Genomic DNA, 23,415 nt, shown 5'->3' on the forward strand with positions numbered 1-23,415 from the left:
ACGTGACGCCGCCGCGCGGCCGCAGCGGGCCACCGCCCCGGTCGCGCGGGATCTTTCCCGGAGTGCCGTTTCATGAATCGAATCCTGCTTGGGCTGATCGGTCGACGTATCGCGGTCACCGCGCTGACGCTGCTGATCGTGTCCGCGATCATCTTCACGATCACGAACCTGCTGCCGGGCGACGCCGCGCAGGCCGCGCTGGGTCAGTCGGCGACGCCGGAGACGGTCGCCGCGCTGCGTCAGCAGTTCGGGCTCGACATGCCGGCGCACGTGCGTTACGTGCACTGGCTCGGCGGGCTGCTGCACGGCGATTTCGGCCGTTCGCTGTCCGGCGACATGCCGGTGTCGGAGCTGATCGGCGGGCGCCTGCCGAAGTCGCTCGCGCTCGCGGCGATCACGACCGCCGTGTCGGTGCCGATCGCGCTGCTGCTCGGCATCCTCGCCGCGGTCAAACGCGAGTCGGTGGTCGATCGCGTGATCAGCCTCGGCACGCTGTCGCTCGTCGCGACGCCGGAGTTCCTGATCGCGACGGTCGCCGTGCTCGTGTTCGCGGTGAAGCTGCGCTGGTTGTCCGCGCTGTCGTACAGCGGCCCGATCGACAGCCTGCACGATTTCCTGCGGGCGTATGCGATGCCGGTGCTGACGCTGTGCGCGGTCGTGATCGCGCAGATGGCGCGGATGACGCGCGCCGCGGTGATCGAGCAGCTGAGCGCGTCGTACGTCGAGATGGCGATGCTCAAGGGCGCGAGCCCCGCGCGCGTCGTGCTGCGCCACGCGCTGCCGAACGCGATCGGCCCGATCGCCAACGCGATCGCGCTGAGCCTGTCGTATCTGCTCGGCGGCGTGATCGTCGTCGAGACGATCTTCAACTATCCGGGCCTCGCGAGCCTGATGGTCGATGCCGTCGGCAACCGCGATTTCCCGTTGGTCCAGGCATGCACGCTGATTTTCTGCGTCGCGTACCTGATGCTCGTGCTGTTCGCCGATCTGTGCTCGATCGTGTCGAACCCGCGACTGCGGACCTGAGTGTCCCGTTCTTCTTCCGAGATGCCGCCCATGCACCCGACCGAACCCGTTCATCGCAGCAGCGCGCTGCCGCCGTCAGGCGAACCGCGCGCGCCGTGGGGAGGCGCGACGCCGCCCGCCGCGCCGTCCCCCGACCAGCCCCGCAAGCGCCGCGGCGCACGCATCAGGCTGACGACCGGCGGCCGCGTCGGCCTGTCGATGGTCGGCCTGATGCTGTTCATCGCGGTGTTCGCGCCGCTGCTCGCGCCGCACGACGTCGGCGCGATCGTCACGCCGGATGTATTCGCGCCGTTCGGTGCGAAGCTGCCGTTCGGTTCCGACTTCCTCGGCCGCGACATGCTGAGCCGCATCCTGTACGGCACGCGGCTGACCGTGCTGCTCGCGCTGGCCGCGGTGCTGCTCGCCGCGCTGACCGGCACGACGCTCGGGCTGCTCGCGACCGTGTCGGGCCGCGCGGTCGACGAGACGATGAGCCGGCTGCTCGACGCGCTCACGTCGATTCCGTCGAAGATGTTCGCGCTGATGTTCGTCGCCGCGTTCGGCTCGTCGCTGCCGCTGCTGGTGCTCACAGCCGCGGTCAGCTACATGCCGGGCTCGTACCGGATCGCGCGCGCGCTGGCCGTCAACATCAGCACGCTCGAATTCGTGCAGGTGGCAAAGGCGCGCGGCGAGAGCGCGCTGTACATCGCGTGCGTCGAGATGCTGCCGAACATGATCCACCCGATGCTGGCGGATACCGGGCTGCGCTTCACGTTCGTCGTGCTGCTGCTGAGCGGCCTCAGCTTTCTCGGCCTTGGCGTGCAGCCGCCGTATGCGGACCTCGGCTCGCTCGTGCGCGAGAACATCGCGAGCCTCGGCGACGGCTCGGCCGTCGCGATCATGCCCGCGGTCGCGATCGCGATCCTGACGGTGGGCGTCAACCTGTTGATCGACGGTCTGCCGCATCGCGGCCGCCGCAAGGGCGCGGCCGGCGCCGCCGGAGGACACTGATGCGACACGAATCGAACCCGCTCGTCGAGGTGCGCGGGCTGCGCGTGGTCGGCGGCCGGCCGGGCGGCGAGGAAACGACGATCGTCCACGGCGTCGACTTCGACATCGGACGCGGCGAGGTGCTCGCGCTGATCGGCGAATCGGGCTCCGGTAAGACGACGATCGCGCTGTCGCTGATGGGCCATGCGCGCGCCGGCTGCCGGATCGCCGGCGGCTCGGTGAAGCTCGACGGCTCCGACGTGTGCACGCTTTCCGCCGCGGCGCTGACCGCGCTGCGCGGCCGCAAGGTCGCGTATATCGCGCAGAGCGCCGCCGCCGCGTTCAATCCGTCGCGCACGATTCTCGACCAGGTGATCGAGAGCGCACTGATCCACAAGACGATGACGAAGCGCGACGCGCAGGCGAAGGCGATCGAGCTGTTTCGCGCGCTCGCGCTGCCGGAGCCGGAGACGATCGGCAAGCGCTATCCGCACCAGGTCTCGGGCGGGCAGTTGCAGCGGCTGATGGCCGCGATGGCGCTGATCACCGATCCGGAACTGGTGATCCTCGACGAGCCGACCACCGCGCTCGACGTGACCACGCAGATCGACGTGCTGCAGGCGTTCAAGCGCGTGATCCGGCGCTACGGGATGAGCGCGGTGTACGTGTCGCACGACCTGGCCGTGGTCGCGCAGATGGCCGACCGGATCGTCGTGCTGAGCGACGGCGTGATCCGCGAGGCGGGTGCGACCGAACAGATCCTGCATGCGCCGACGCATCCGTACACGCAGAGCCTGATCGCGGCGGTCACGCCGAACGATGCCGAACGTGGCGGGGAAGTGCGACGACCGGCCGCGCCGGCGCCGCTGCTCGACGTGCGCGGCGCGATCGCCGGTTACGGCGGCCGCGCGGCGAACGGCTGGCCCGCGAAGGTGATCCTGCATGAAGTCGACCTGCGCATCGGGCGCGGGCAGACCGTCGGCGTGATCGGCGAATCCGGTTCCGGCAAGACGACGCTCGCGAAGGTGATCGCGGGCCTCGTGCCGGCGACCGGCGGCGAGATCCTGCTCGACGGCGTGCCGCTCGCGCGCGATATCGGCAAGCGCACGAAGGAGCAGCATCGCCGCGTGCAGATCGTGTTCCAGAACGCCGATACCGCGCTCAATCCGGTGCATACCGTCGAGCGCACGCTCGCGCGGCCGCTCGCGTTCTATCACGGAATCAAGGGCGCGCGTGCGCGGCAGCGCGTCGCGGAACTGCTCGAACTCGTGCGGCTGCCGCCGGCGGTGGCCGCGCGGCGTACCGGCGAATTGTCCGGCGGGCAGAAGCAGCGCGTGAATCTCGCGCGGGCGCTCGCCGCCGAACCCGACCTGATCCTGTGCGACGAGGTCACGTCGGCGCTCGACACCGTGGTCGGCGCCGCGATCATCGAACTGCTGCGCGACCTGCAGGCGAAGCTCGGCGTGTCGTACGTGTTCATCACGCACGACATCGCGAAGGTGCGCGCGATCAGCGACGACATCGTCGTGCTGTATGCGGGCCGGCGCGTGGAGACGGGCAGTCGCGACGCGCTGTGCGCGCCGCCTTATCACCCGTATTCGCATCTGCTGGTGTCGTCCGCGCCGGAATTGCGCGCGGGCTGGCTCGACGATGCGGCCGAGCGCTGCCACCGGCCGCTGGTGCCGATCGGCGAGCGCGAGCACGAGGCCGAGCTGTGTCCGTTCCTGTCGCGCTGCGCGATGCGCGTGGACGGCGTGTGCAACCGCACGGCCCCGTCGCTGCGCACGCTCGGGAACGGCGCGCAGGTGCTGTGCCATCGCAGCGAGGAGGATCTCGCGCGCTTTCAGGCGGAGCCGGCGCCCGCGGGTGTCACGCCGGTGCAGCTGTAGTCCGTGGCGCGCGAACCGTGCGTCGCGCGGCGCGGTGAACGGCCCGCCGCATAGTCTGCTGCGGCGGTCGCGCAAAACGGCGATTTGTACGCGTGCCGCGCGCGAATACGCGGCAACTGCGGTTTTTGACGGTGATTAAATGATTCGCATTGAACGGTCGCCGATCGTCGTTGCGGGAATGCTCGAGAAGAATCCGATGAAACTGGAATCGTACTGGCTGGATACCCGTCCCGCGTTTCGCGCGGGCAGCGTCGGGCCCGTCGAAGGGCGGGCCGACGTGGTCGTCATCGGTGGCGGTTTCACCGGCTTGTCGGCGGCGCTCGCGCTCGCGCAGCGCGGCGTCTCGGTGGTCGTGCTCGAAGCCGCGCAGGTCGCGGGCGAAGCGTCCGGCCGCAACGGCGGCCAGTGCAATACGGGCGTCGCGCAGGACTACGCGTCGCTGGCCGCGCGCATCGGCGCCGCGCCGGCAAAGCAGTTTTATCTCGCGTACGAAAGCGCGGTGAAGAGCGTCGAGACGATCGTCACCGAACAGGCGATCGACTGCGATTTCCGGCGAACGGGCAAGCTGAAGCTCGCCGCGAAACCGCAGCATTTCGCGGGGCTCGAAAAGACCTTCAATGCGTTGCGGCGCGACGTCGATCCGGACATCGAGCTGATCGAGCCGTCGCGGATCCGCGATGAAATCGCGTCCGACGGCTTTTACGGCGGGCTCCTGCAGCGCAACGGCGCGCAGATGCACATGGGCAAGTTCGGCGTCGGGCTCGCGCAAGCGGCCGTGCGGGCCGGCGCACGCGTGTACGAGCAAGCGGCCGTCACACGGCTCGACCGGCTGGACGGCGAGCGCCACCGGATCACCTGCACGCGCGGCACGATCGTCGCCGATCGCGTGCTGGTCGCGACCGGCGCGTCGCAGCACGGGCCGTTCGCATGGTTCCGGCGACGCATCGCGCCGGTCGGCAGCTTCATCGTCGTGACCGAGCCGCTGCCCGACGCGCAGTTGAACCGGCTGTTTCCGCAGCGCCGTGCGTACGTGACGTCGCGCCAGATCGGCAACTATTTTCGCGTGACGCCCGACAACCGGCTGCTGTTCGGCGGCCGCGCGCGTTTCGCGATGTCGAGCCCGCGCTCCGACGCGAAGAGCGGCGACATCCTGCGCGCCGGCATGGCCGGCTATTTCCCCGAGCTGGCCGGCGTGCGGCTCGACTACTGCTGGGGCGGGCTGGTCGACATCACCGCCGACCGGCTGCCGCGCGCGGGCCAGCACGACGGGCTCTATTACTCGATGGGCTACAGCGGGCACGGCGTGCAGATGTCGGTGCACATGGGCCGCGTGATGGCCGACGTGCTGTATGGCGCGGCCGCGTCGAACCCGTGGCGCGCACTCGACTGGCCGGCGATACCCGGCCATTTCGGGCACGCGTGGTTCCTGCCGCTCGTCGGCGCGTATTACCGGATGCAGGATTTCCTGCATTGAAGCGAGCGCCGGGAGAATTCGACATGACAGTGCAATTCGTGGGCTCGCCGCGTGTCGCGCGGCCCGTGTCGCCGGCGATCGGCGACGTGCTGCGCACGATCGACGCGGCGTTCGCGCAGCCGCTGAACCTCGACACGCTCGCGGCGGTGGCCGGGTTGAGCGTGTCGCGTTTCACCGCGCGCTTTCGCAGCGAAACCGGTCTGTCGCCGCACCGGTATCTGTGTCTCGTGCGGGTGCGGCGGGCGCAGGACCTGCTACGCGCGGGTCTCGCGCCGTCGATCGTCGCGACCGACGTCGGCTTCTTCGATCAGAGCCACCTGTGCCGGCATTTCCGGCGCGTGCTCGGGATCACGCCGCGCGACTACGTGGTCGCCCGAACGGCCGGCGCGCCGGTGCGAGCGCCATCGACGCGCGTGCGCGGCGAACGCCGCGAAGCGTCGTGTCACGCGGCATAGGCGCACGCATGGACGACATGCGCCGCCGAGGCGTTCCGGCAGGAGCGCCGGCGAACGACGATTTCCGATATCGCGTGACGGCTTCGAACCAGGTCGCCACGCATTGCACAGGAGCAGAAATGACCGCAGTTTTCGTGTTGCACCGGGCCGACGGCGCACCGTCTTCCACCGCCTTCCGCCAGCAGGGGTTCGGCGCGAGCGATCCGTTCGCGGCGCATCGCGAGATTGCGTGGGAAGGCCCCGACGCGATGGCCGCCGGGCGCATCGCCTTCGTGGGCGCGCTGGACGTGGCGAGCTTTCCGCACGTCGAAACCCTCGTCGTCGTCGAAGGCGAACTGACGCTCGAAGCGGCCGGCGCCGCGCCGCTGGTGCTCGGTCCGCGACAGGGTGCCGTCATCGGCTGCGGCACCGCGCTGCGCATCGCCGCGCAAGCGCCCGTGCGGCTGACGTTCTGCGCGGCGGCGTGCGAGACACCGACGAAGCGAGGTCTCTTCGCGCTGTACGCCGAAGCGGACTTCAAGCCGTCCGCGACGCTGCCGGCCGAGGTGCTGCTCGGCCCCGCGCCGCAATGCCGCAGCGACAACGTGTTCACCGACGACGCAGCCGGGTACTGCGCGGGCACGTGGGATTCGACGCCGTATCACCGGATCGTCCGGCCGCATCGCGCCAACGAGTTCATGTTCCTGCTGGACGGCGGCGTGCGGTTCGCGGCGCCCGACGGCAGCGTGCTGGCGCTCGGCGCCGGCGATGCGCTGTTCGTGCCGCGCGGCGCGTCGATCGGGTGGGAAAGCAGCGAACGCGTCGCGAAGTTCTACGTGATGCAGACCGTCAACGCCCCCGTCGAGCGAGACTGAACATGTCCCCTCCGTTGCGTCATATCGAAACCTTGTCCACGCCGCCGGCCGCGGCCGACGTCGTCGTGATCGGCGGCGGCATCATCGGCGTCTTCACCGCCTACTATCTGGCCCGCCGCGGCGTATCGGTCGCGCTCGTCGAGAAGGGCCGCATCGGCGCCGAACAGTCGAGCCGCAACTGGGGCTGGTGCCGGCAGCAGAACCGCGACGCGCGCGAGTTGCCGATGGCCAGCAAGAGCATCGATCTGTGGGAACGATTCACCGCCGAATCCGGCGAAGACACGGGCTTTCATCGCTGCGGGTTGCTGTATCTGAGCAATGACGACGCCGAGCTGTCCCGCTGGGCCAGTTGGGGCGAATTCGCGAAGACCGCCGGCGTGACCACGTATATGCTCGACAGCAAGCAGGCCGCCGAGCGCGGACGGGCGACCGGGCGACAGTGGAAGGGCGGCGTGTTCTCGCCGACCGACGGCACGGCCGACCCCGGAAAGGCCGCGCCGGCCGTGGCCGCCGCGCTGATCAAGCTGGGCGGCAGCGTCCACCAGCACTGCGCGGCGCGCGGCATCGAGCTGGAGGGCGGCCGGGTCGCCGGCGTCGTCACCGAGGCCGGCGTCATCAAGACGCGCACGGTCGTGATGGCCGGCGGCGCATGGGCGTCGTCGTTCTGCCGGCAGCTCGGCATCCGGTTTCCGCAGGCGTCGATCCGTCAGTCGATCCTGAGCGTGTCACCCGTCGAAACACCGCTGCCGGAAGCGATGTACACATCCGGCGTGTCCGTGACGCGACGCAGCGACGGACGCTATGCATTGGCGATCAGCGGCCGCGCGCGCGTGGACCTGACGCCGCAGTTCCTGCGCTTCGCGCCGCAATTCGTGCCGATGTTCGCGAAGCGCTGGCGCAACCTGCTGCCGGGCGGTCTCGAAGGCGTGCGCGGCGGCCACGAAACGCTGAAGCGCTGGCGCCTCGACGCGCGGACGCCGATGGAGGCGGTGCGCATCTTGGATCCGAAGCCCGACATGCCGACGGTCGCCGAAACCTACCGCCGCGCGGCCGAACTGTTGCCCGAGCTGCGCGAAGCGAGGATCACGCACGCGTGGGCCGGCTTCGTCGACAGCACGCCGGACGGCGTGCCGGGCATCGGCGAAGTGCCGGGCGTGCCGGGGCTGATCCTCGCGGCCGGGTTTTCGGGGCACGGCTTCGGGATCGGCCCGGGCGCCGGGCACCTGATCGCGGATCTCGCGACCGGTGCGCAACCGCTCGTCGATCCGGCGCCGTATCGGCCCAGCCGGTTCGCCGAATCCGCGTGGGGCAAGGTCGCGGATTTCTAGCGGGCGGCCGCGACGCGTTCCGGCCGCTGCTTCGGCCCATCACGGCTTTCGCCGTGCGTCGACGCACGGTATCGACTCAAGGATATTCCTGCCATGCATTCCCCCGTCAATTCACCGGTTCATCGCCTGATGCAAGCCGGAAGGCTGGATCGGTTCTTCATCGACGGCGACTGGGTCATGCCCGACGGCCGTGACCGGTTCGCGGTCGTCAGCCCGTCCACGGAAGACACGCTGTGCGAGATCCCGCTCGGGAACGCACATGACGCCGATCGCGCGGTGCAGGCCGCGCGCCACGCGTTCGAACGCTGGTCCGCGACTTCACCCCAGGAACGCGCCGCGCTGCTCGACCGCATCCATGCGTTGATGCTGGAACGCGCCGAGTTGTTCGCCACGGCACTCGCGCTGGAGATGGGTGCGCCGCTCGGCTATGCACGCGGCGCGCACGTGCCGCTCGCGGCCGAACATATCCGGGTCGCACGCGACAACCTCGCGCGCTACCCGTTCGTCGAGCGGCGCGGGACGACCGCGGTCGCCCGCGAGCCGATCGGCGTGTGCGCGCTGATCACGCCGTGGAACTGGCCGATCTACCAGATCACCGCGAAGGTCGGGCCGGCGCTCGCAGCCGGCTGCACGGTCGTGCTCAAGCCGAGCGAGCTGTCGCCGCTCAGCGCGCTGCTGTTCGCGGAAGTGATTGCCGATGCGGGCGTGCCCGCCGGCGTCTTCAATCTCGTGAGCGGCAGCGGCGAAACCGTGGGGGCCGCGCTTGCGTCGCACCCGGAGGTCGACATGGTGTCGATCACCGGATCGACGCGGGCCGGCGTGCTGGTGGCGCAGGCGGCCGCCACCACCGTCAAGCGCGTCGCGCAGGAGCTGGGCGGCAAGTCGCCGAATATCGTGTTGCCGGATGCGGACCTGTCGCGTGCGATCCCGCCCGGCGTGGCCGCCGCGTTCCGCAACATGGGGCAGTCGTGCAGCGCGCCGACCCGCATGATCGTGCCGCGCGCCGTGCTCGGCGCGGTGGAGGCGCTGGCCGTCGCGGCGATGCAGGGACTCGTCGTCGGCGATCCGTTCGACGACGCAACCACGCACGGGCCGCTGGCCAATCGCGCGCAGTTCGGCCGCGTTGCACAGATGATCGACGTGGGCATCGACGAACGCGCGAAACTGATCGCCGGCGGCCCCGGCCGACCCGCGGGGCTCGACCGCGGCTTTTATGCGCGGCCGACGATTTTCTCCGACGTGCGCACCGACATGGCGATCGCGCAGCAGGAGATCTTCGGCCCGGTGCTCGCGATCCTGCCGTACGACACCGTCGACGAAGCGGTCGCCATCGCGAACGACACGGTCTACGGGCTCGGCGCGCATGTGCAAGGCACCGACAAGGAACACGTCCGCGCGGTGGCCGCCCGCATCCGGGCGGGGCAGGTGCATCTGAACTACCCGGCCTGGGATCCGCAGGCGCCGTTCGGCGGGTACAAGCAGTCGGGCAACGGCCGCGAGTACGGGATCGAAGGGATGGAGGAATACATGGAGATCAAGTCGATCGTCGGCTGTTACGACTGACCCAGCCGCCGCGCGCGACACGCGCCGGCATGACGGCTGCGAGCCCGCTACTTTCCGAAGGTGCCTAAATTGGACAACCCCGTCACTCCCGTCCCGTCGCTGCACGCGCATCACGCGCACTGGGCAAAGCTGCGCCGCGACCTGCATGCGCATCCCGAGTTGCGATTCGAAGAACACCGGACCGCCGACGTCGTCGCCCGCGAGCTTGAGGCGCTCGGCTATGCGGTGTCGCGCGGGCTGGGCGGCACGGGCGTGGTGGCGAGCCTGCCCGGCACGGACCCGGGCCGCGGCATCGTGCTGCGCGCCGATCTGGACGCATTGCCGATCCACGAAGCCAACGACTTCGCGCATGCATCTTGCACGCACGGAATCATGCACGCGTGCGGCCATGACGGCCATACCGTGATGTTGCTCGGCGCCGCGCGCGTGCTGAAGGCAATGCCGCAGTTGCCCGGCACCGTCCATTTCGTGTTTCAGCCGGGCGAAGAGGGCGGCGCGGGCGCGCGCCGGATGATCGACGACGGGCTGTTCGAGCGATACCCGACGGAAGCGGTATTCGGCATGCACAACTGGCCCGGGTTGCCGGCCGGGCATTTCGGATTGCGTACCGGCCCGATCATGGCCGCCGGCTCGCGCTTCAGGATCACGGTCACGGGCAAGGGCGCGCACGCGGCGCAGCCGCATCTGGGCATCGATCCCGTGCCGCTCGCGTGCTCGATGGTGCTGCAGTGCCAGACCATCGCCGCGCGGCACAAGGACCCGGTGGATCCGGCGGTCATTTCCGTCTGCATGTTCCATGCGGGCACGACCGACAACGTGATTCCCGACACCGCCGAGCTGCGCGGCACGATTCGCACGTTGTCGTCGGCATTGCAGCAGCAGTTGCAGCGCGACGTCCGGCTTGCGTGCGAGGGGTTGGCGCATGCGTATGGTGCGCAGGTCGACGTCGAGTTTTTTCAGTACTATCCGGCGACGGTCAATACGCCGGCCGAGACGGCGCTGTGCGAAGCGGTGATTCGCGCGACGTTCGGCGACGAACGCCTGTCCCGCGACGTGCCGCCGAACATGACGTCCGAAGACTTCGGCTTCATGCTGGAGGAGCGGCCGGGCGCGTACGTGCTGATCGGCAATGCGCAGGACGGCGCGACGGCACCGTCGCTGCATCATCCGAAATACGACTTCAACGACGACATCATTCCGGCCGGGGTCCGGTACTGGGTCGAGCTGGCGCAGCATTACTTCATGCGCTCGTCGTGATGCGTCGGGGCGGGGGGCGGACCGGTTGACGGCTGGTCTGTCGGGCGTCGGCAGGTCGCGGCGCACCGCCGGGCGAACGCTACGCGCCGATGCCTTTTCCCCGCTTCACGCCGGCTGCGCGACCGGCTCCGCCTGCGCGCGACACACACGATTCCTTCCTTCGCGCTTCGCTCGGTAGAGCGCCATGTCCGCGTCGTGCGTCAGCGCATGCACCGACGCATGCCGTGCGCGCCGGCTGGTCGCGCAGCCGATGCTGACGGTGAAGGGCGGAACCGTTTCCGCAAACCCGTCGAGCCGGTTGCGTTCGACTTCGCGGCGAATCGCGTCGGCGACCCGCGCGGCCCCGTTTTCATCGGTATCCGGCAACACCGCGACGAACTCCTCGCCGCCGTAGCGCGCGGCGAGGTCGCCGCGCCGCCGCGTATGCGCGCGGATGCATTCGGCGAGAAAGCGCAGCGCCGTGTCGCCCAGCGCGTGCCCGTGCCGGTCGTTGTACTGCTTGAAGTGATCGGCGTCGATGAACAGCACCGAGAGGCTGCCGCCGCTGCCGCGCTGCAGCCGTTCCCATTCGTCGGCCAGCGCGGTATCGAGCGCGCGGCGATTGTGCAGCCCGGTCAGCGGATCGGTGCGGCTGAGGTCGGTCAGCAGCGTCTGCTTGCGGAAGTTGTCCCGCAATGCGAAGGCCAGCAGCCAGACCACCGCGCAGAACGATGCGCCGATCACGGATGCCGACACGCCGACCGTCCACGACAGGCGCCGGATGCCGGCCAGCACGTCGCTTTCGGCCGGCGCGACGACCGCGATCAGCGGGGTGCCCGGTATCCGCTGGTAGGTGTACAACCGCATGGTGCCGTCGATGCTCGATCGCGCGGGATAGAAGCCCGATTCGCTGTTCACCATCCGCTTGAAGGATGTCGAACGACGCAGGCGGCTCATCTGGCCGTCGTTCAACGACGGGTTTCTCGCGAGGATCGTGCCGTCCGCGCGCACGATCGCGCTGACCCCGTTCGGCCCGACATCGAGGCGGGACAGAAGCTGCTCGAAATAGGCGAGATCGATGGCGACGACCGCGATCCCGTCGAACCCGTGATCCGGCCGCTCGATGCGCCGCGACAGCGCGATGGACTCCTTGTCGCCGCGCGAGCGCGCGCGATAGGGCTGGGAGACGTAGAGACCGAGATTGTCCGCATCGCGATGGACCTTGAAGTAATCGCGATCGCTGAAGTCCCAGCGATGGGTCGCGCTGCAGCAGCCGTCGATCAACCGGCCGTGCCGGTCGGTCACGCCCATGCCGGTCACGTACTGCGCCGCGGTGCGCTCGAACAGCAGGTCGTGCCGCAATCCGGCATCCATGCGCTGTACGGACGGCTTGCCGAGATCGACGGTCAGCGCGATCAGCGCGTTGTTCGACGTCTCGACCGTCCTCGAGATCTGGCTCGCCAGCACGGCCGCGACGTTGCGCGACGTCTCGTGCGCGTGCTCGACGACCTCGCTGCGCGCGGCCCACAGCGTCACCGCGCTGATCCCGAGCGCCGCGAGCGACATCAGCGTGCCCAACGCACCGACGACGAGCGGGTTGCGTCCGGCCCAGTCGGCGATTTTCTCGATCGAAGTGAATGCGGGCATGCTCGCGCTCGTTTGGGACGCCGGCTGCAATGGCGCCGGCGCGGGTCAAATTCTCGTTAACGGCACGGTTAACAAAAAATCGAGGCCACGCGTGGTGGCCCGCCGACGATGGCGGCATCGCACGGCGACGCAAACGTATGCGGCCTCGCAGCGAGATGCCCGATCGCCATCCGGACCTGCGCAGCGTTTGCCTATTGATAACGACACTGCATCAATCGTTCCAAAAATCGCACTTATCGTTTGAGCGATACCGCGCCAACATGCCGGAAAACGACAATCAGACCAGTCCCTCCCGCGTATTCCAGGATTTTCAGGAGACACCCTCGATGCATCCCTCGTCCAGCCTTCCGGCCGAACGCTCGAAGGCCGCCGCGATCTTTCGCGTCACGGCCGGCAATTTTCTCGAGCAGTTCGACTTCTTCCTGTTCGGCTTCTACGCCACGCAGATCGCCAACGTCTTCTTCCCCGCGCAAAGCGAGTTCGCGTCGTTGATGATGACCTTCGCCGTGTTCGGCGCCGGCTTCCTGATGCGGCCGCTGGGTGCGATCGTGCTCGGCGCGTACATCGACGAGGTCGGCCGCCGCAAGGGCCTGATCGTCACGCTGTCCATCATGGCGAGCGGCACCATCCTGATCGCGTTCGTGCCGGGCTACGCGACGATCGGGCTGCTGGCGCCCGTGCTCGTGCTGATCGGCCGGCTGCTGCAGGGCTTCTCCGCAGGCGCCGAACTGGGCGGCGTCTCGGTCTATCTGGCCGAGCTGGCGACGCCTGGCCGCAAGGGCTTCTTCACGAGCTGGCAATCGGCGAGCCAGCAGGTGGCGATCGTCATCGCGGCGGCCCTCGGTTTCGCGCTCAATCAGTGGCTGAGCGCATCGCAGATCGCCGCCTGGGGATGGCGCGTGCCGTTCTTCGTCGGCTGCATGATCGTGCCGTTCATCTTCATGCTGCGCCGCAACCTGGAGGAAACCCAGGAATTCAAGGCACGCAAGCATCGTCCGGGCATGAAGGAAGTGTTCGGTACGCTGGTCCAGAACTGGGGCGTCGTGGTCGCCGGCATGATGCTGGTCGCGATGACCACCACGAGCTTCTATCTGATCACCGTCTACGCGCCGACCTTCGGCAAGACGGTGCTGCACCTGAGCACCGCCGACAGCCTGCTCGTGACGCTTTGCGTCGGCGTGTCGAACTTCGTGTGGCTGCCGATCGGCGGCGCGCTGTCCGACCGGATCGGCCGCCGGCCGCTGCTGGTCGGCATGACGATGCTCACCGTCGCGACCGCCTACCCGGCGCTGTCGTTCCTTGCGCACGCGCCGTCGTTCGCCCACATGCTGCTCGTGCTGCTCTGGCTCTCGTTCATGTACGGCATCTATAACGGTGCGATGGTCGTCGCGCTCACGGAGGTGATGCCGGTGCAGGTGCGGGTCGCGGGCTTTTCGCTCGCCTACAGCCTCGCGACGGCCGTGTTCGGGGGCTTCACGCCGGCCATCTCGACCGGGCTCATTCACATGACCGGCGACAAGGCCGCACCGGGCTACTGGATGAGCTTCGCCGCGGTGTGCGCGCTGCTGGCAACGTTCGCGCTCTATCGCCGGCACGCCGCAACGTTGACGCCGGCGCATTGATGTCGGGCCCGGCCGGAACGTTCATCCCACCCACGCATTCGTACGACCACGACCAACCATGAGAAATCTGCTCCTGAAATGCTGCGCGACCGCGCTCGTCGCCACCGCGGCGGTGGCGGCCAACGTCCAGGCCGCCGAGCTGCACGTGATGAGCTCGGGCGGCTTCACCGCCGCCTACAAGGTGCTCGGCCCCCGGTTCGCGTCGACGACCGGCAATACGCTCGACACCGCGCTCGGCCCGTCGATGGGCAAGTCGCCCGAAGCGATTCCGAACCGGCTCGCGCGCGGCGAGCCCGCCGACGCCGTCATCATGGTCGGCTACGCGCTGGACGATCTGATCAAGCAGGGCAAGGTGATCCCGGGGTCCCGCGTCGATCTGGCCGACTCGCGCATCGGCATGGTCGTGCGCGACGGCGCGGCCAAGCCCGACATCAGCACGGCCGAAGGCCTCAAGCAGGTGCTGCTGCACGCGAAGTCGATCGCCTATTCGGACAGCGCGAGCGGCGTGTATATCGAGCGCGAACTGTTCAAGAAGCTCGGCATCGACGAGCAGGTGAAGTCGAAGGCGAAGATGATCCCGCGGATTCCGGTGGCGTCGGTGGTCGCGAACGGCGACTACGAAATCGGCTTCCAGCAGGTCAGCGAGCTGCTGCCCGTCAAGGGGGCGACCTTCGTCGGCAAGATTCCCGAATCGCTGCAATCCGTCACGCGCTTCGCCGCCGGCATCCCGGTCGGCGCGCAGCATCCGCAGGAAGCGAAGGCGTTGCTCGACTATCTCGCATCGCCCGACGTGCAGGGCGACGTGAAATCGACCGGGCTCGATTCGGTTTCGGCTCATTGAGCCGGAGAGACGGGAAGGCTTGGGTCAGCGTGCCTTCCCGTCCCCGCCCGCATGGGCCGCGATACCGTCTTCCTCGACTCCGTTCGGCGAGGCCGGCCCGGCCATCGCGAGCGTCCGCACAAGCCGCGCACGATCGCACGCCCCTTCCCACGACGACACGAAAATCACCGCGCACGCATTGCTGATCACGCTGGTCAGCGCGCGCGCCTCCGACATGAAGCGGTCGATCCCGACCAGCAGCGCCACGCCGGCGACCGGCAGGTCGGGCATCACGGCGAGCGTCGCGACCAGCGCGACGAGCCCGCTGCCGGACACGCCGGCCGCCCCCTTCGACGTGAGGAGCATGATCGCGAGCATCGTCGCGATCTGCGACGCGGAAAGGGGAATGTCGCACGCCTGCGCGATGAACAACGCCGCGAGCGTCAGGTAGATCGCGGTACCGTCCAGATTGAACGAATAGCCGGCCGGCAGCACGAGGCCGACGACGCCCTTGTCGCAGCCGAGCGCTTCCAGCTTGACGATCAGGCGCGGCAGGACCGGCTCCGTGGACGAGGTCGCGAGGACGATGAGCAACTCTTCGCGCAGGTAGCGCAACAGCCGCCACAGCGCGAAGCCGTGCAGTCGCGCGAGCGGTGCAAGCACGCCCGCGACGAACAGCACGCAGGCCACGTAGAAGGCCATCATCAGCTTCGCCAGCGAGCCGACCGAGCCGATGCCGAAGCGGCCCACCGTGAAGGCCATCGCACCGAATGCGCCGAGCGGCGCGAGCCGCATGATCATCGCGAGCACGCGAAAGACGACCTCGGCGAAGCCGTCGATCAGCGCGAGAACGGGCCGGCCGGCCCGCGGGTGCGCGTTCAGCGAGAAGCCGAACAACAGCGACAGCAGCAACACCGGCAACACTTCGCCGTTCGCGAACGCGCCGAGCATCGTGTCCGGGATCACGCCGAGCGCGAACGCCACGAGCCCGGGCGGCGCCGCATGCTTCACATACGGGGCGAGGAGGTTCGCATCGAGGTGATGGACATCGATGTGCATGCCGGTGCCCGGTTGCAGCACGTACGCGGTGACGAGCCCGAGCGCGAGCGCGGCGGCGGTCAATAGATAGAAGAGCGCGAGCGCCCGCACGATCGTGCGGCCGATGGCCTGCCCGTTCGACAGCGACGTGATGCCCGACACGATCGTGCAGAAGACGATCGGCGCGATGGTCATCTTCACCAGCGCGACGAACGCGTCGCTGAGCGGCTTGAGCATCGCGCCCGCCGCCGGCCACACGTGGCCGATGCCCATGCCGAGCATCATCGCGAGCAGGACCTGCACGTACAGCGATTTGAGCAGCCGGGCCTGCCTCACGATGCGGTCGTCCTTCGTTTCCGTTCCGGCGCCGTCATGCCGATGTACCGCTGTCGGCGATGCTGCCGCGCTTCGCGTCGACGACCATCCGGTGAAACGCCTCGGCGGCGGGTGTCAGCGCGCGCCCGCGCCGCTTGACGATGCCCACGCGCCGTTTGACGACGGGTTCGACGAGCGGCACGCTCGTGATGACAGGGTGGTCGTGCCCCGGCATCGCCATCGACGGCACCGCGGCGACGCCGAGCCCCGCCTCGATCAGCCCGAGCAGGGTCGTGACGTGGCGCGTTTCGCAGACGCTCGGCGTGCGCGGCGCGACGGCCGCCAGCGCCTGGTCGAGCAGCAGGCGGTTACCGGACGTCTTGTCCACCGATACGTAATCGTGCGCGTAGAGTTCGTTCCAGGTCACGCGCTTCTTGCGCGCGAGCGGATGGTCGCGGCGGCAGGCGGCGACGAACCGTTCCTGGAGCAACACCTTGAACTCGATCTCCGCCTCCTGGCTGCCGATGAAGCTCACGCCGAAATCCGCCTCGCCGCTGATCACCGCGCCGAGCACCTCGTTCGCGCTGGCGTCGAGCAGTTTCACGCGGATGCGCGGAAAACGCTGATGATAGCGGGCGATGATGGGCGGCAGGAAGTAGTAGGCGACCGACGGCACGCAGGCGATCGTCACATGGCCGAGGCGGCTCGATGACACGTCGCGGATGCCGAGCAGCGCGGCGTCGAGATCGTCGAGCAGTTGTTCGGCGCTCTGGGCGAACACGCGGCCGACGGTGGTGAGGGTCACGCGGCGCGTGGTGCGCTCGAAGAGCCGCACGCCGAGCGCGTCCTCGAGCTTGTCGATCCGGCGGCTCAATGCGGGCTGGGACAGGCTGATCGCATCGGCGGCCTTTCGGAAACTGCCCGTTTCCACGACCGCGCGAAACGCCTGCAAGTCCGTCAAATCGAAATTGATGCCCACGGGGTCACGCTCCGCCACTCGGATTTCAGATGCGGAGCATTTTGCATGATTCCGCCGGTAGCCGGCGTATTGCGTCGTTCGCGCGGCAGCGATGGCGCGGCGCGGTGTGCCGCGCGGCCGGCGGTAATCCCGCTGGCCGCGCCGCTTCCGGACACTCAGCGAGCCGGATCGGACGGAGGTTTCGTCTCGGACAGGTCGTCCTCGTGAACCTCCGCCTGGCGCACCGTGGTGCCGTCGTCGCCGGTTTCGGAAATATCGGTTTCGAAGGTTCGCTGCCCGTCGTCGGGCTTCTCCGCGGGCTTCGCGTCGCCGGTTTGCTTGCCTGTCTGTTGCTGTTCACGTGTCATCTCGCTCTCCTGATCGCAACCTGGAATGTTGCGCACCGTTCAGGCGAGCAAGGCGCGGGCCACGCCGGTGTTGCACGGCAGAATCATTTTCCGTTGATGCCCGGCGCGCTTGCCGATGCCCGACGCGGCCGGCAGCGAGCGCGAGCCCCGGCCGACACAGCGCCAAATAGCGTCACATCGTCCATCTCGCCCGCGGCCGCCGGCTTCGCTCCATTACGCGCGACAGGCGCCGTATCGACGCTGCAACGTTTTGCGCTCGATTTTCGCGTCCCGGATGCTCGACCTTGCCCATGGCCGGCCCGACGGCGCGGTTGCGAGACTGGCACGTTGTTCGCTTCACCGGTCGTAGTGGGAACGATAGCCGCCGAGCACCCGTGATCGTCCGACCATTCGACGCGCATGCGTCGCGGGGTGTCCGACAACACGGCACGTTCGCGCTTCGCCGCCAGCCGACGGCGCCACCCGACCGACGCAGACCGCCCGCCGACGATGAGCGGGACGCTCGGGCCGTGACGCGTCGAGCATCGGCGGTCGTCCCACCTTCTACGGGGAGATAAAAATGTTGGCCAAGTCAATCCGGACCCTACGAGCCGTACTGATCGTCTTCTCCGTTTGCCTGATGACGCTGGCACCCGGGCGAGCGAGCGCACTGTCGAACCAGTTGCTGTTGCTGCTGCCGGACAACTTCACGCTGCCGGACCCGCGGGTGTCCGCGTGGCTCGATTCGGCGGCGGAAGAGGGGCTGCAGATCGCGCTGATCAGCGACACGCAATTCAAGCAGGGCGGCACGTCGCTGCAGCAGTACCAGGGCCTCATCCTGCCCGACCAGGTGCATACGGTCGCCGACGATACGCTCGTGAGCGCCATCCAGACCTACGCGTTGAACGGCGGGCGCGTGATGCTCGTCTATGATTTCGGCGTACTGAACGCGGCAGGCTTCTATCCGGCCGGGCAATCGCGCTTCAGCTCGATGGCCGGCGTCAACTACGTGCTCTACGATACGCTCGGCGGGAACATGATCGGCCTCGGCAGCGTGACCGGGATGGGCAGCACGTTGCGCGCGCTGCAGATTCCGCCCGGAAAGTCGATGACATGGCCGGGCACGACGGCGGCCGCGACCGCGTCGGCCACCACCCTGTCGAGTACGTCGACCGGCTCGACGACGAATCCGCCGCTCTACCTGCAGCCGAGCACGTCGAACCCCGGCGGGCTTGCCGGTTACAACCATCAGGCGTACTTCACGTACAAGACGGTGAACGGACGCATGACCGGCGTGCCGCTGAATCTCGGGCGCGTGTCGACCGGCGCAAGGGTCGGCTCCGGATCGTACTGGCCGAGCTCGACGAGGCCGTCGTCGGCATCGACATCGCCGTCGATGAGTGGCGCGACGTCGTTCGCGAGCACGTCGCCCGCCGCGACGACCGACGTGCTCGAAGGAATCTCCGGCTACGTCTACGGTTTCCTCACCTATCCGAGCTACGTCACGCAAGGCACGTATACCGGCACGACGCTGCTGACGTCGCCGAATTTCGGGCTCGTCGCCGGCTATCAGGCGTATGGAAACGGCGGCGTGATGTTCGTCAACCTGCCGCTCGCGTATCTCGACGGACAAACCGACAGCATGCCGATCCACGGCTTCCTGCGTTACTTCACGACGAACGTCCTGTCGATGCCGCGCCTGTCGCTGCAGCCGCGTGCCCAGGCCGGGATGGTCCTGAACTGGCACTTCTGCGCGGAGGACCAGATCCAGCCGGCGCAGTATCTGAAGAATTACGGTATCTGGAACAGCGGCCCGTATTCGATCGTGATGACGGCCGGCCCTGACGACGTGACGATCGGCGATGGTCTCGGCATCAACCTGACGAACAACACGCAGGCGAAGCAACTGGTCGCGTTCCTGCTCAAGCGCGGTCACAACGTCGGCAGCCACGGCGGCTGGGCGCACGACTACTGGGGGGCGAACGCCAGCGAAACGAACGCGGGCACGTTCACGCAGTACCTGGTGCTGAACCGCAATGCGGTGCAGTCGGTGACGGGCAAGCCGGACATCGAATGGGCGGCGCCGGAAGGCAATACGCCGACGTGGGCGGTGAACTGGCTCGAATCGAACGGTTACTCCGGCTACTACTTCACCGGCCATACCGGCAATGCGCAAACGCGTGCGTATCGCAACGGTTCGCTGCTGAATCCCGGCATCTGGGCGTTTCCGGTGATGCCGTTCGGCAAGTACGCGACGTTCGAGGAGTTCCAGGAGTTCGCGGTACCGACCGCGGACGTGCAGAACTGGTATCTGTCGCTGATGGATTTCGTCGTCGCAAACCGCACGAGCCGACTGATCTACATGCATCCGCTCGGCGCGTCGTGGTATCCGAACGTCGTCACGACAATCCTGAGCCGTGCCGCGTCGCTCGCGAAGACCGGCCAGTTCAAGTGGTTCACGATGGATCAGCTCACGCAGTTCGACCGGCGCCGTCTGCTCGTGAACTGGACGGCGACCGACACCGGCACCGGCTGGACGTTCAGCGCGACGCACCCGAGCAGCCTGCAGGACATGACCTGGCTGCTGCCGAAGAGCACGTACCAGATGCCAAGCGTGAAAAGCGGAAGCGCAACGATCGTGAGCACCGATCCGGTCAACTGGCTGGTCATCGCGGGCACGGGCAAGTCGCTGTCGTTCACGAGCGCGAAGGCGCATTGACGCGCGCCGGCGCCTTGACCAACGGGGAACATCATGAAGCGAGCTTCGTTTGCGCGTGCGCTGCGAATGCTGGTCGTTTCGGCGAGCGTCGCGCTCTTGTGCGGCGTGTCGTTCGCACAGTCCTCACCGCGCGCGCCGCGCGGGTTTGCACGGCCGCCGCTCCATCTGCACGGCGCCGCGAAACGGAATCCGGCCGGCCTGTCACCGCAGCAGATCCGCCGTTTCTACGGGTTCGATCAATTGCCGGCGCGCGGCTACGGTGGCGACGATCAGGTCGTCGCGATCGTCGATGCGTACGACAACCCGAACGTCGTGGCGGATCTGCGAACGTTCAGCCGCACGTTCGGCCTGCCGCCGTGCGCGTCGCCGCGCTGCTTCACGAAGGTGTACGCGACCGCCGACAAGCGTCCGCCGCCGCCCGACGCACTGTGGGCGCTCGAGAGTTCGCTCGACGTGCAGTGGGCGCACGCGATCGCACCGAATGCGCGGATCGTGCTGGTCGAAGCCGCATCGAGCTCGCTCGATGACCTGATGAGCGCGATCGCGCTCGCGACGAGTCCGGCCCCGGGCGGGGTCGGTGCGAAGGTCGTGTCGATCAGTTGGGGGAGCGGGGAGTTCCTGGCCGAAACGCAATTCGACGGGCAGTTCGCCAGCGCGAACGGCGTGTCGTTCGTCGCAGCGTCCGGCGACGGCGGCAACGGGATCGACTACCCGGCCGCGTCGCCGTACGTGCTGAGCGTCGGCGGCACGTCGATCGCGACCGATGCGAGCGGCGCCTATGCCGGCGAAACGGCATGGGCCGGCAGTGGCGGCGGACAGAGCGCCGTCGAGACGGAGCCGACGTATCAGTCGAACTTCCGGATTCCGTCGGATAGCCTCGGCTTGCGCGGGCTGCCCGACGTCGCCTATGACGCAGATCCGGCATCCGGCTTCGCTGTCTACGATTCGTACGGCTATGCGGGGCAGGGCGGGTGGTTCGTGGTCGGCGGCACGAGCGCGGGCGCACCGCAATGGTCCGCGTTGATCGCGATCGCGAACAGCTTGCGCATCGCGCACGGCAAGACGACGCTGAACGCGGTGAGCGCGCTCCAGACCGTGCTGTACGGGCTCGCCGCCAGCGCCTACGCGGCGAACTTCCGCGACATCGTCAGCGGTTCGAACGGCGCATGCGGCGCGCTTTGCACTGCGACAACCGGATACGACTACGTAACCGGCCTCGGGCGCCCGATGGCCGCCAATCTGGTCCAGGCGTTGATCGCCGCGCCGTGACGCGTACCGCAGCGGAAGAGCGCGGGCTGGCTCCATCCCTCGCGGCCTCCTATAATCGCCATCAGCTTGTCCGGGAAGTCGCGGTTATCAAGGCGAGGGAGGGCAAATGGGACCGTACCGTCGCATCTATTCGCGCGTCATCCTCACGAGTTCGATCGCCGGTCTGGCCATGCTTGCTGGCCCGGGCAACGCACATGCCGAGGACAGTGCGTCGAGCTTTCCGATCGACTTCAAGCCATCGGAAAGAACGATCAACGCCTATGCGGTGTATGGCGACGGACGCGCGACCGAGGGGGGCGACATGCATTGGCGCGCCTACGAAGTCGGCTTCGGCGACGTCCTGAACGACTACCTGTCGGTCTACCTCGCGTATCTGAACGAGGGGCATCCGCTGGATCACCACCGTGACGGCTTCGCCGCGCTGGGCTCGTTTCGTTGGCCGGTCGGCGGTCGCGTGGCGCTCGAACTGTCGGCCGGGCCGTATTTCAGCATGGACACCACGCATGTCGACAATCAGGCGCGCAATGAAAAGCGCTGGGGCGTGCGTGCGTCGGCAGCGGTGCGGTATTACCTCGTGCCCAATCGCTTCTTCCTCAAGCTGCAGTACAACCACGTCCAGATGTTCAGCGGATTCAATTCCGACGCGGTGCTGTTCGGCATCGGCTCGGATTTTGGCGGCGATCCTGGCCCGGCGCTGTCGGACGGCAAGACGCAGGTGAGCGTTTGGGCCGGGACGTCGCAGACGAACCGCCCCCAAGTACCGATCGAAAAGGGCTACATGATCGAAGTCAAACGACCGTTCGGCAATGCGTGGGCCTATTCGGCGAGCTTCGTGTACGAAGGCAACAATGGCGTCGCGGGCCGAAGGGGCGTGGCCGCGCAATTCTGGTACGTCGCGCCGATCAAGAGCAAATGGACGCTTTCGGCCGGTGTCGGTCCGTATCTGTCGCATGACCGGGACGAGGTCTCGCGCAAAACGAGGCTCAATGCGTTGCTCAGCGCGCTGGTGACCTATCAGGTCACGAACGATTGGGCGGCGAGCTTGCGCTTCAATCGCGTCGCAACCGGTAACAACAAGGACCAGGACATGTTCATGGTCGGCCTGGCGCGCAATTTCTGACGGTGTGACGTCCGCGACTTCCTCGGGCCGATCGACGATGCGCGTCCGACGCAAAGACGGCGCGGGTGTGTCGCGACCATCACGCGTGGCGGGCTTTTTTCAAACCGCCGTTTGCCGTCAGTGTTATGTCATCCTGCTTATCACGATCGCTCGAACGCTAACTTCCGTTCCGGCCGCCTTTTACGCGTCTTTCAGCCAGGGCATTTCCACGGGCGACACGATCAGTTGCCGGAATTCGCGCTTCAGATCGAAGATGAAGCCGACCAGAATCATGGAATCGGCGTAAGGAATCGGGAAAACATGCGGATTTTCCGGCGTACGCAACGGGCGCTCGGGCGTGTCCGCTGCCGCCGCGGCGTTCTCCCGAACGCTTTCCAGCTCGTCGGCCATGGCCGGGCCGTTGACTTTCAGCACACGGCTGCGCAGGTCGCTCAAGGGCTCGATGCGCGCAGCGTCTTCGTGGTATTCGGGCACTTCGTAAACGAACCAGGACATTTTCGTCTCCTGTGAGAAGGGGCGCTATTCTAACGCTGCGCGCGGATCCGCTGGAAACCGTCCTCGGCGGGTCGCCGCCACGCCGGGAGCATTACGTTGCACACGACGTGATACTGAAGATGGAGGTTGTCGATTTCGACCCCATGTCGTAGCCATTTCAAGATGTCGTAGCGGCGGCTAAATAGAAATGTCGTGTTTTGAAGGGTTCAGGGTTCGTCTCTTTCGGGTTACAGATTTCGCGGAGTCGAAGAGCGGAGCTTGAACGGGCAGG

At 67.7% G+C, this 23,415-nt stretch carries 19 protein-coding genes; 14 read left to right on the forward strand and 5 right to left on the reverse strand.

Annotated elements, in window-relative coordinates:
- Positions 1 to 72 precede the first annotated feature (72 nt).
- From H0X91_RS29415 to H0X91_RS29455, 9 genes are all read left to right on the forward strand, one after another.
- A complete protein-coding gene (locus H0X91_RS29415; RefSeq protein WP_006482806.1) occupies positions 73 to 1,026 on the forward strand; it encodes an ABC transporter permease in 954 nt (317 codons plus the stop codon).
- A 30-nt stretch (positions 1,027 to 1,056) separates the two neighbouring features.
- Complete coding sequence (locus tag H0X91_RS29420; RefSeq protein WP_012493727.1) at positions 1,057 to 2,016, forward strand: ABC transporter permease; 960 nt, start codon at positions 1,057 to 1,059, stop codon at positions 2,014 to 2,016.
- Positions 2,016 to 3,884, forward strand: coding sequence for an ABC transporter ATP-binding protein (locus H0X91_RS29425; RefSeq protein ID WP_034203513.1), 1,869 nt, complete (start codon positions 2,016 to 2,018; stop codon positions 3,882 to 3,884). Before H0X91_RS29420 ends, H0X91_RS29425 begins: the two co-directional genes overlap by 1 nt.
- A gap of 196 nt (positions 3,885 to 4,080) precedes the next feature.
- Entirely contained in the window at positions 4,081 to 5,358 is a 1,278-nt protein-coding gene (locus H0X91_RS29430) for an NAD(P)/FAD-dependent oxidoreductase (protein WP_058903989.1), read from the forward strand.
- A gap of 23 nt (positions 5,359 to 5,381) precedes the next feature.
- Positions 5,382 to 5,813, forward strand: coding sequence for a helix-turn-helix domain-containing protein (locus H0X91_RS29435; RefSeq protein ID WP_034203514.1), 432 nt, complete (start codon positions 5,382 to 5,384; stop codon positions 5,811 to 5,813).
- 119 nt (positions 5,814 to 5,932) lie between these two features.
- Entirely contained in the window at positions 5,933 to 6,667 is a 735-nt protein-coding gene (locus H0X91_RS29440) for a cupin domain-containing protein (RefSeq protein ID WP_196433576.1), read from the forward strand.
- Between the two features lie 2 nt (positions 6,668 to 6,669).
- On the forward strand, positions 6,670 to 7,995 hold the full coding sequence (locus H0X91_RS29445) for an NAD(P)/FAD-dependent oxidoreductase (RefSeq protein ID WP_196433577.1): 1,326 nt from the start codon (positions 6,670 to 6,672) through the stop codon (positions 7,993 to 7,995).
- A 93-nt stretch (positions 7,996 to 8,088) separates the two neighbouring features.
- Entirely contained in the window at positions 8,089 to 9,558 is a 1,470-nt protein-coding gene (locus H0X91_RS29450) for an aldehyde dehydrogenase family protein (RefSeq protein WP_006498168.1), read from the forward strand.
- Positions 9,559 to 9,627: 69 nt separating this feature from the next.
- A complete protein-coding gene (locus H0X91_RS29455; RefSeq protein WP_006498169.1) occupies positions 9,628 to 10,815 on the forward strand; it encodes a M20 aminoacylase family protein in 1,188 nt (395 codons plus the stop codon).
- Between the two features lie 105 nt (positions 10,816 to 10,920).
- On the opposite strand, the gene H0X91_RS29460 is transcribed toward H0X91_RS29455, so the two are convergent.
- The gene (locus H0X91_RS29460; RefSeq protein WP_196433578.1) at positions 10,921 to 12,441 is read right to left on the reverse strand and encodes a GGDEF domain-containing protein; all 1,521 of its coding nucleotides are present in this window, start codon (positions 12,439 to 12,441) and stop codon (positions 10,921 to 10,923) included.
- A gap of 326 nt (positions 12,442 to 12,767) precedes the next feature.
- On the opposite strand from H0X91_RS29460, the gene H0X91_RS29465 reads away from it, so the two are divergent.
- Complete coding sequence (locus tag H0X91_RS29465) at positions 12,768 to 14,063, forward strand: MFS transporter (protein ID WP_006481900.1); 1,296 nt, start codon at positions 12,768 to 12,770, stop codon at positions 14,061 to 14,063.
- A gap of 58 nt (positions 14,064 to 14,121) precedes the next feature.
- Positions 14,122 to 14,904, forward strand: a complete 783-nt coding sequence (locus tag H0X91_RS29470; protein ID WP_006481888.1) for a substrate-binding domain-containing protein — start codon at positions 14,122 to 14,124, stop codon at positions 14,902 to 14,904.
- A 24-nt stretch (positions 14,905 to 14,928) separates the two neighbouring features.
- Here the strand turns inward: H0X91_RS29470 and dctA are convergent, their stop codons facing one another.
- The 3 genes from dctA to H0X91_RS29485 form a co-directional block, all read right to left on the reverse strand.
- Positions 14,929 to 16,257, reverse strand: a complete 1,329-nt coding sequence (dctA, locus tag H0X91_RS29475; protein ID WP_196433579.1) for a C4-dicarboxylate transporter DctA — start codon at positions 16,255 to 16,257, stop codon at positions 14,929 to 14,931.
- A gap of 34 nt (positions 16,258 to 16,291) precedes the next feature.
- Positions 16,292 to 17,215, reverse strand: coding sequence for a LysR family transcriptional regulator (locus tag H0X91_RS29480; RefSeq protein ID WP_059722994.1), 924 nt, complete (start codon positions 17,213 to 17,215; stop codon positions 16,292 to 16,294).
- A gap of 155 nt (positions 17,216 to 17,370) precedes the next feature.
- On the reverse strand, positions 17,371 to 17,562 hold the full coding sequence (locus H0X91_RS29485) for a hypothetical protein (protein WP_006481878.1): 192 nt from the start codon (positions 17,560 to 17,562) through the stop codon (positions 17,371 to 17,373).
- A gap of 559 nt (positions 17,563 to 18,121) precedes the next feature.
- On the opposite strand from H0X91_RS29485, the gene H0X91_RS29490 reads away from it, so the two are divergent.
- The 3 genes from H0X91_RS29490 (at position 18,122) to H0X91_RS29500 (ending at position 22,649) form a co-directional block, all read left to right on the forward strand.
- Positions 18,122 to 20,260, forward strand: a complete 2,139-nt coding sequence (locus H0X91_RS29490; protein ID WP_006493282.1) for a polysaccharide deacetylase family protein — start codon at positions 18,122 to 18,124, stop codon at positions 20,258 to 20,260.
- Positions 20,261 to 20,293: 33 nt separating this feature from the next.
- Positions 20,294 to 21,529, forward strand: coding sequence for a S53 family peptidase (locus H0X91_RS29495; RefSeq protein WP_077057002.1), 1,236 nt, complete (start codon positions 20,294 to 20,296; stop codon positions 21,527 to 21,529).
- A gap of 106 nt (positions 21,530 to 21,635) precedes the next feature.
- Complete coding sequence (locus H0X91_RS29500) at positions 21,636 to 22,649, forward strand: hypothetical protein (RefSeq protein ID WP_196433580.1); 1,014 nt, start codon at positions 21,636 to 21,638, stop codon at positions 22,647 to 22,649.
- A 180-nt stretch (positions 22,650 to 22,829) separates the two neighbouring features.
- Here H0X91_RS29500 and H0X91_RS29505 read toward each other — a convergent pair whose 3' ends face one another.
- Positions 22,830 to 23,144 (reverse strand): helicase, encoded by a 315-nt coding sequence (locus tag H0X91_RS29505; RefSeq protein WP_069352310.1) that lies wholly within the window; start codon positions 23,142 to 23,144, stop codon positions 22,830 to 22,832.
- Positions 23,145 to 23,415 lie beyond the last annotated feature (271 nt).

The sequence above is a fragment of the Burkholderia sp. 9777_1386 genome (genome assembly GCF_015712265.1).
In the GTDB taxonomy this organism is placed as follows: Bacteria; Pseudomonadota; Gammaproteobacteria; order Burkholderiales; family Burkholderiaceae; genus Burkholderia; species Burkholderia cenocepacia.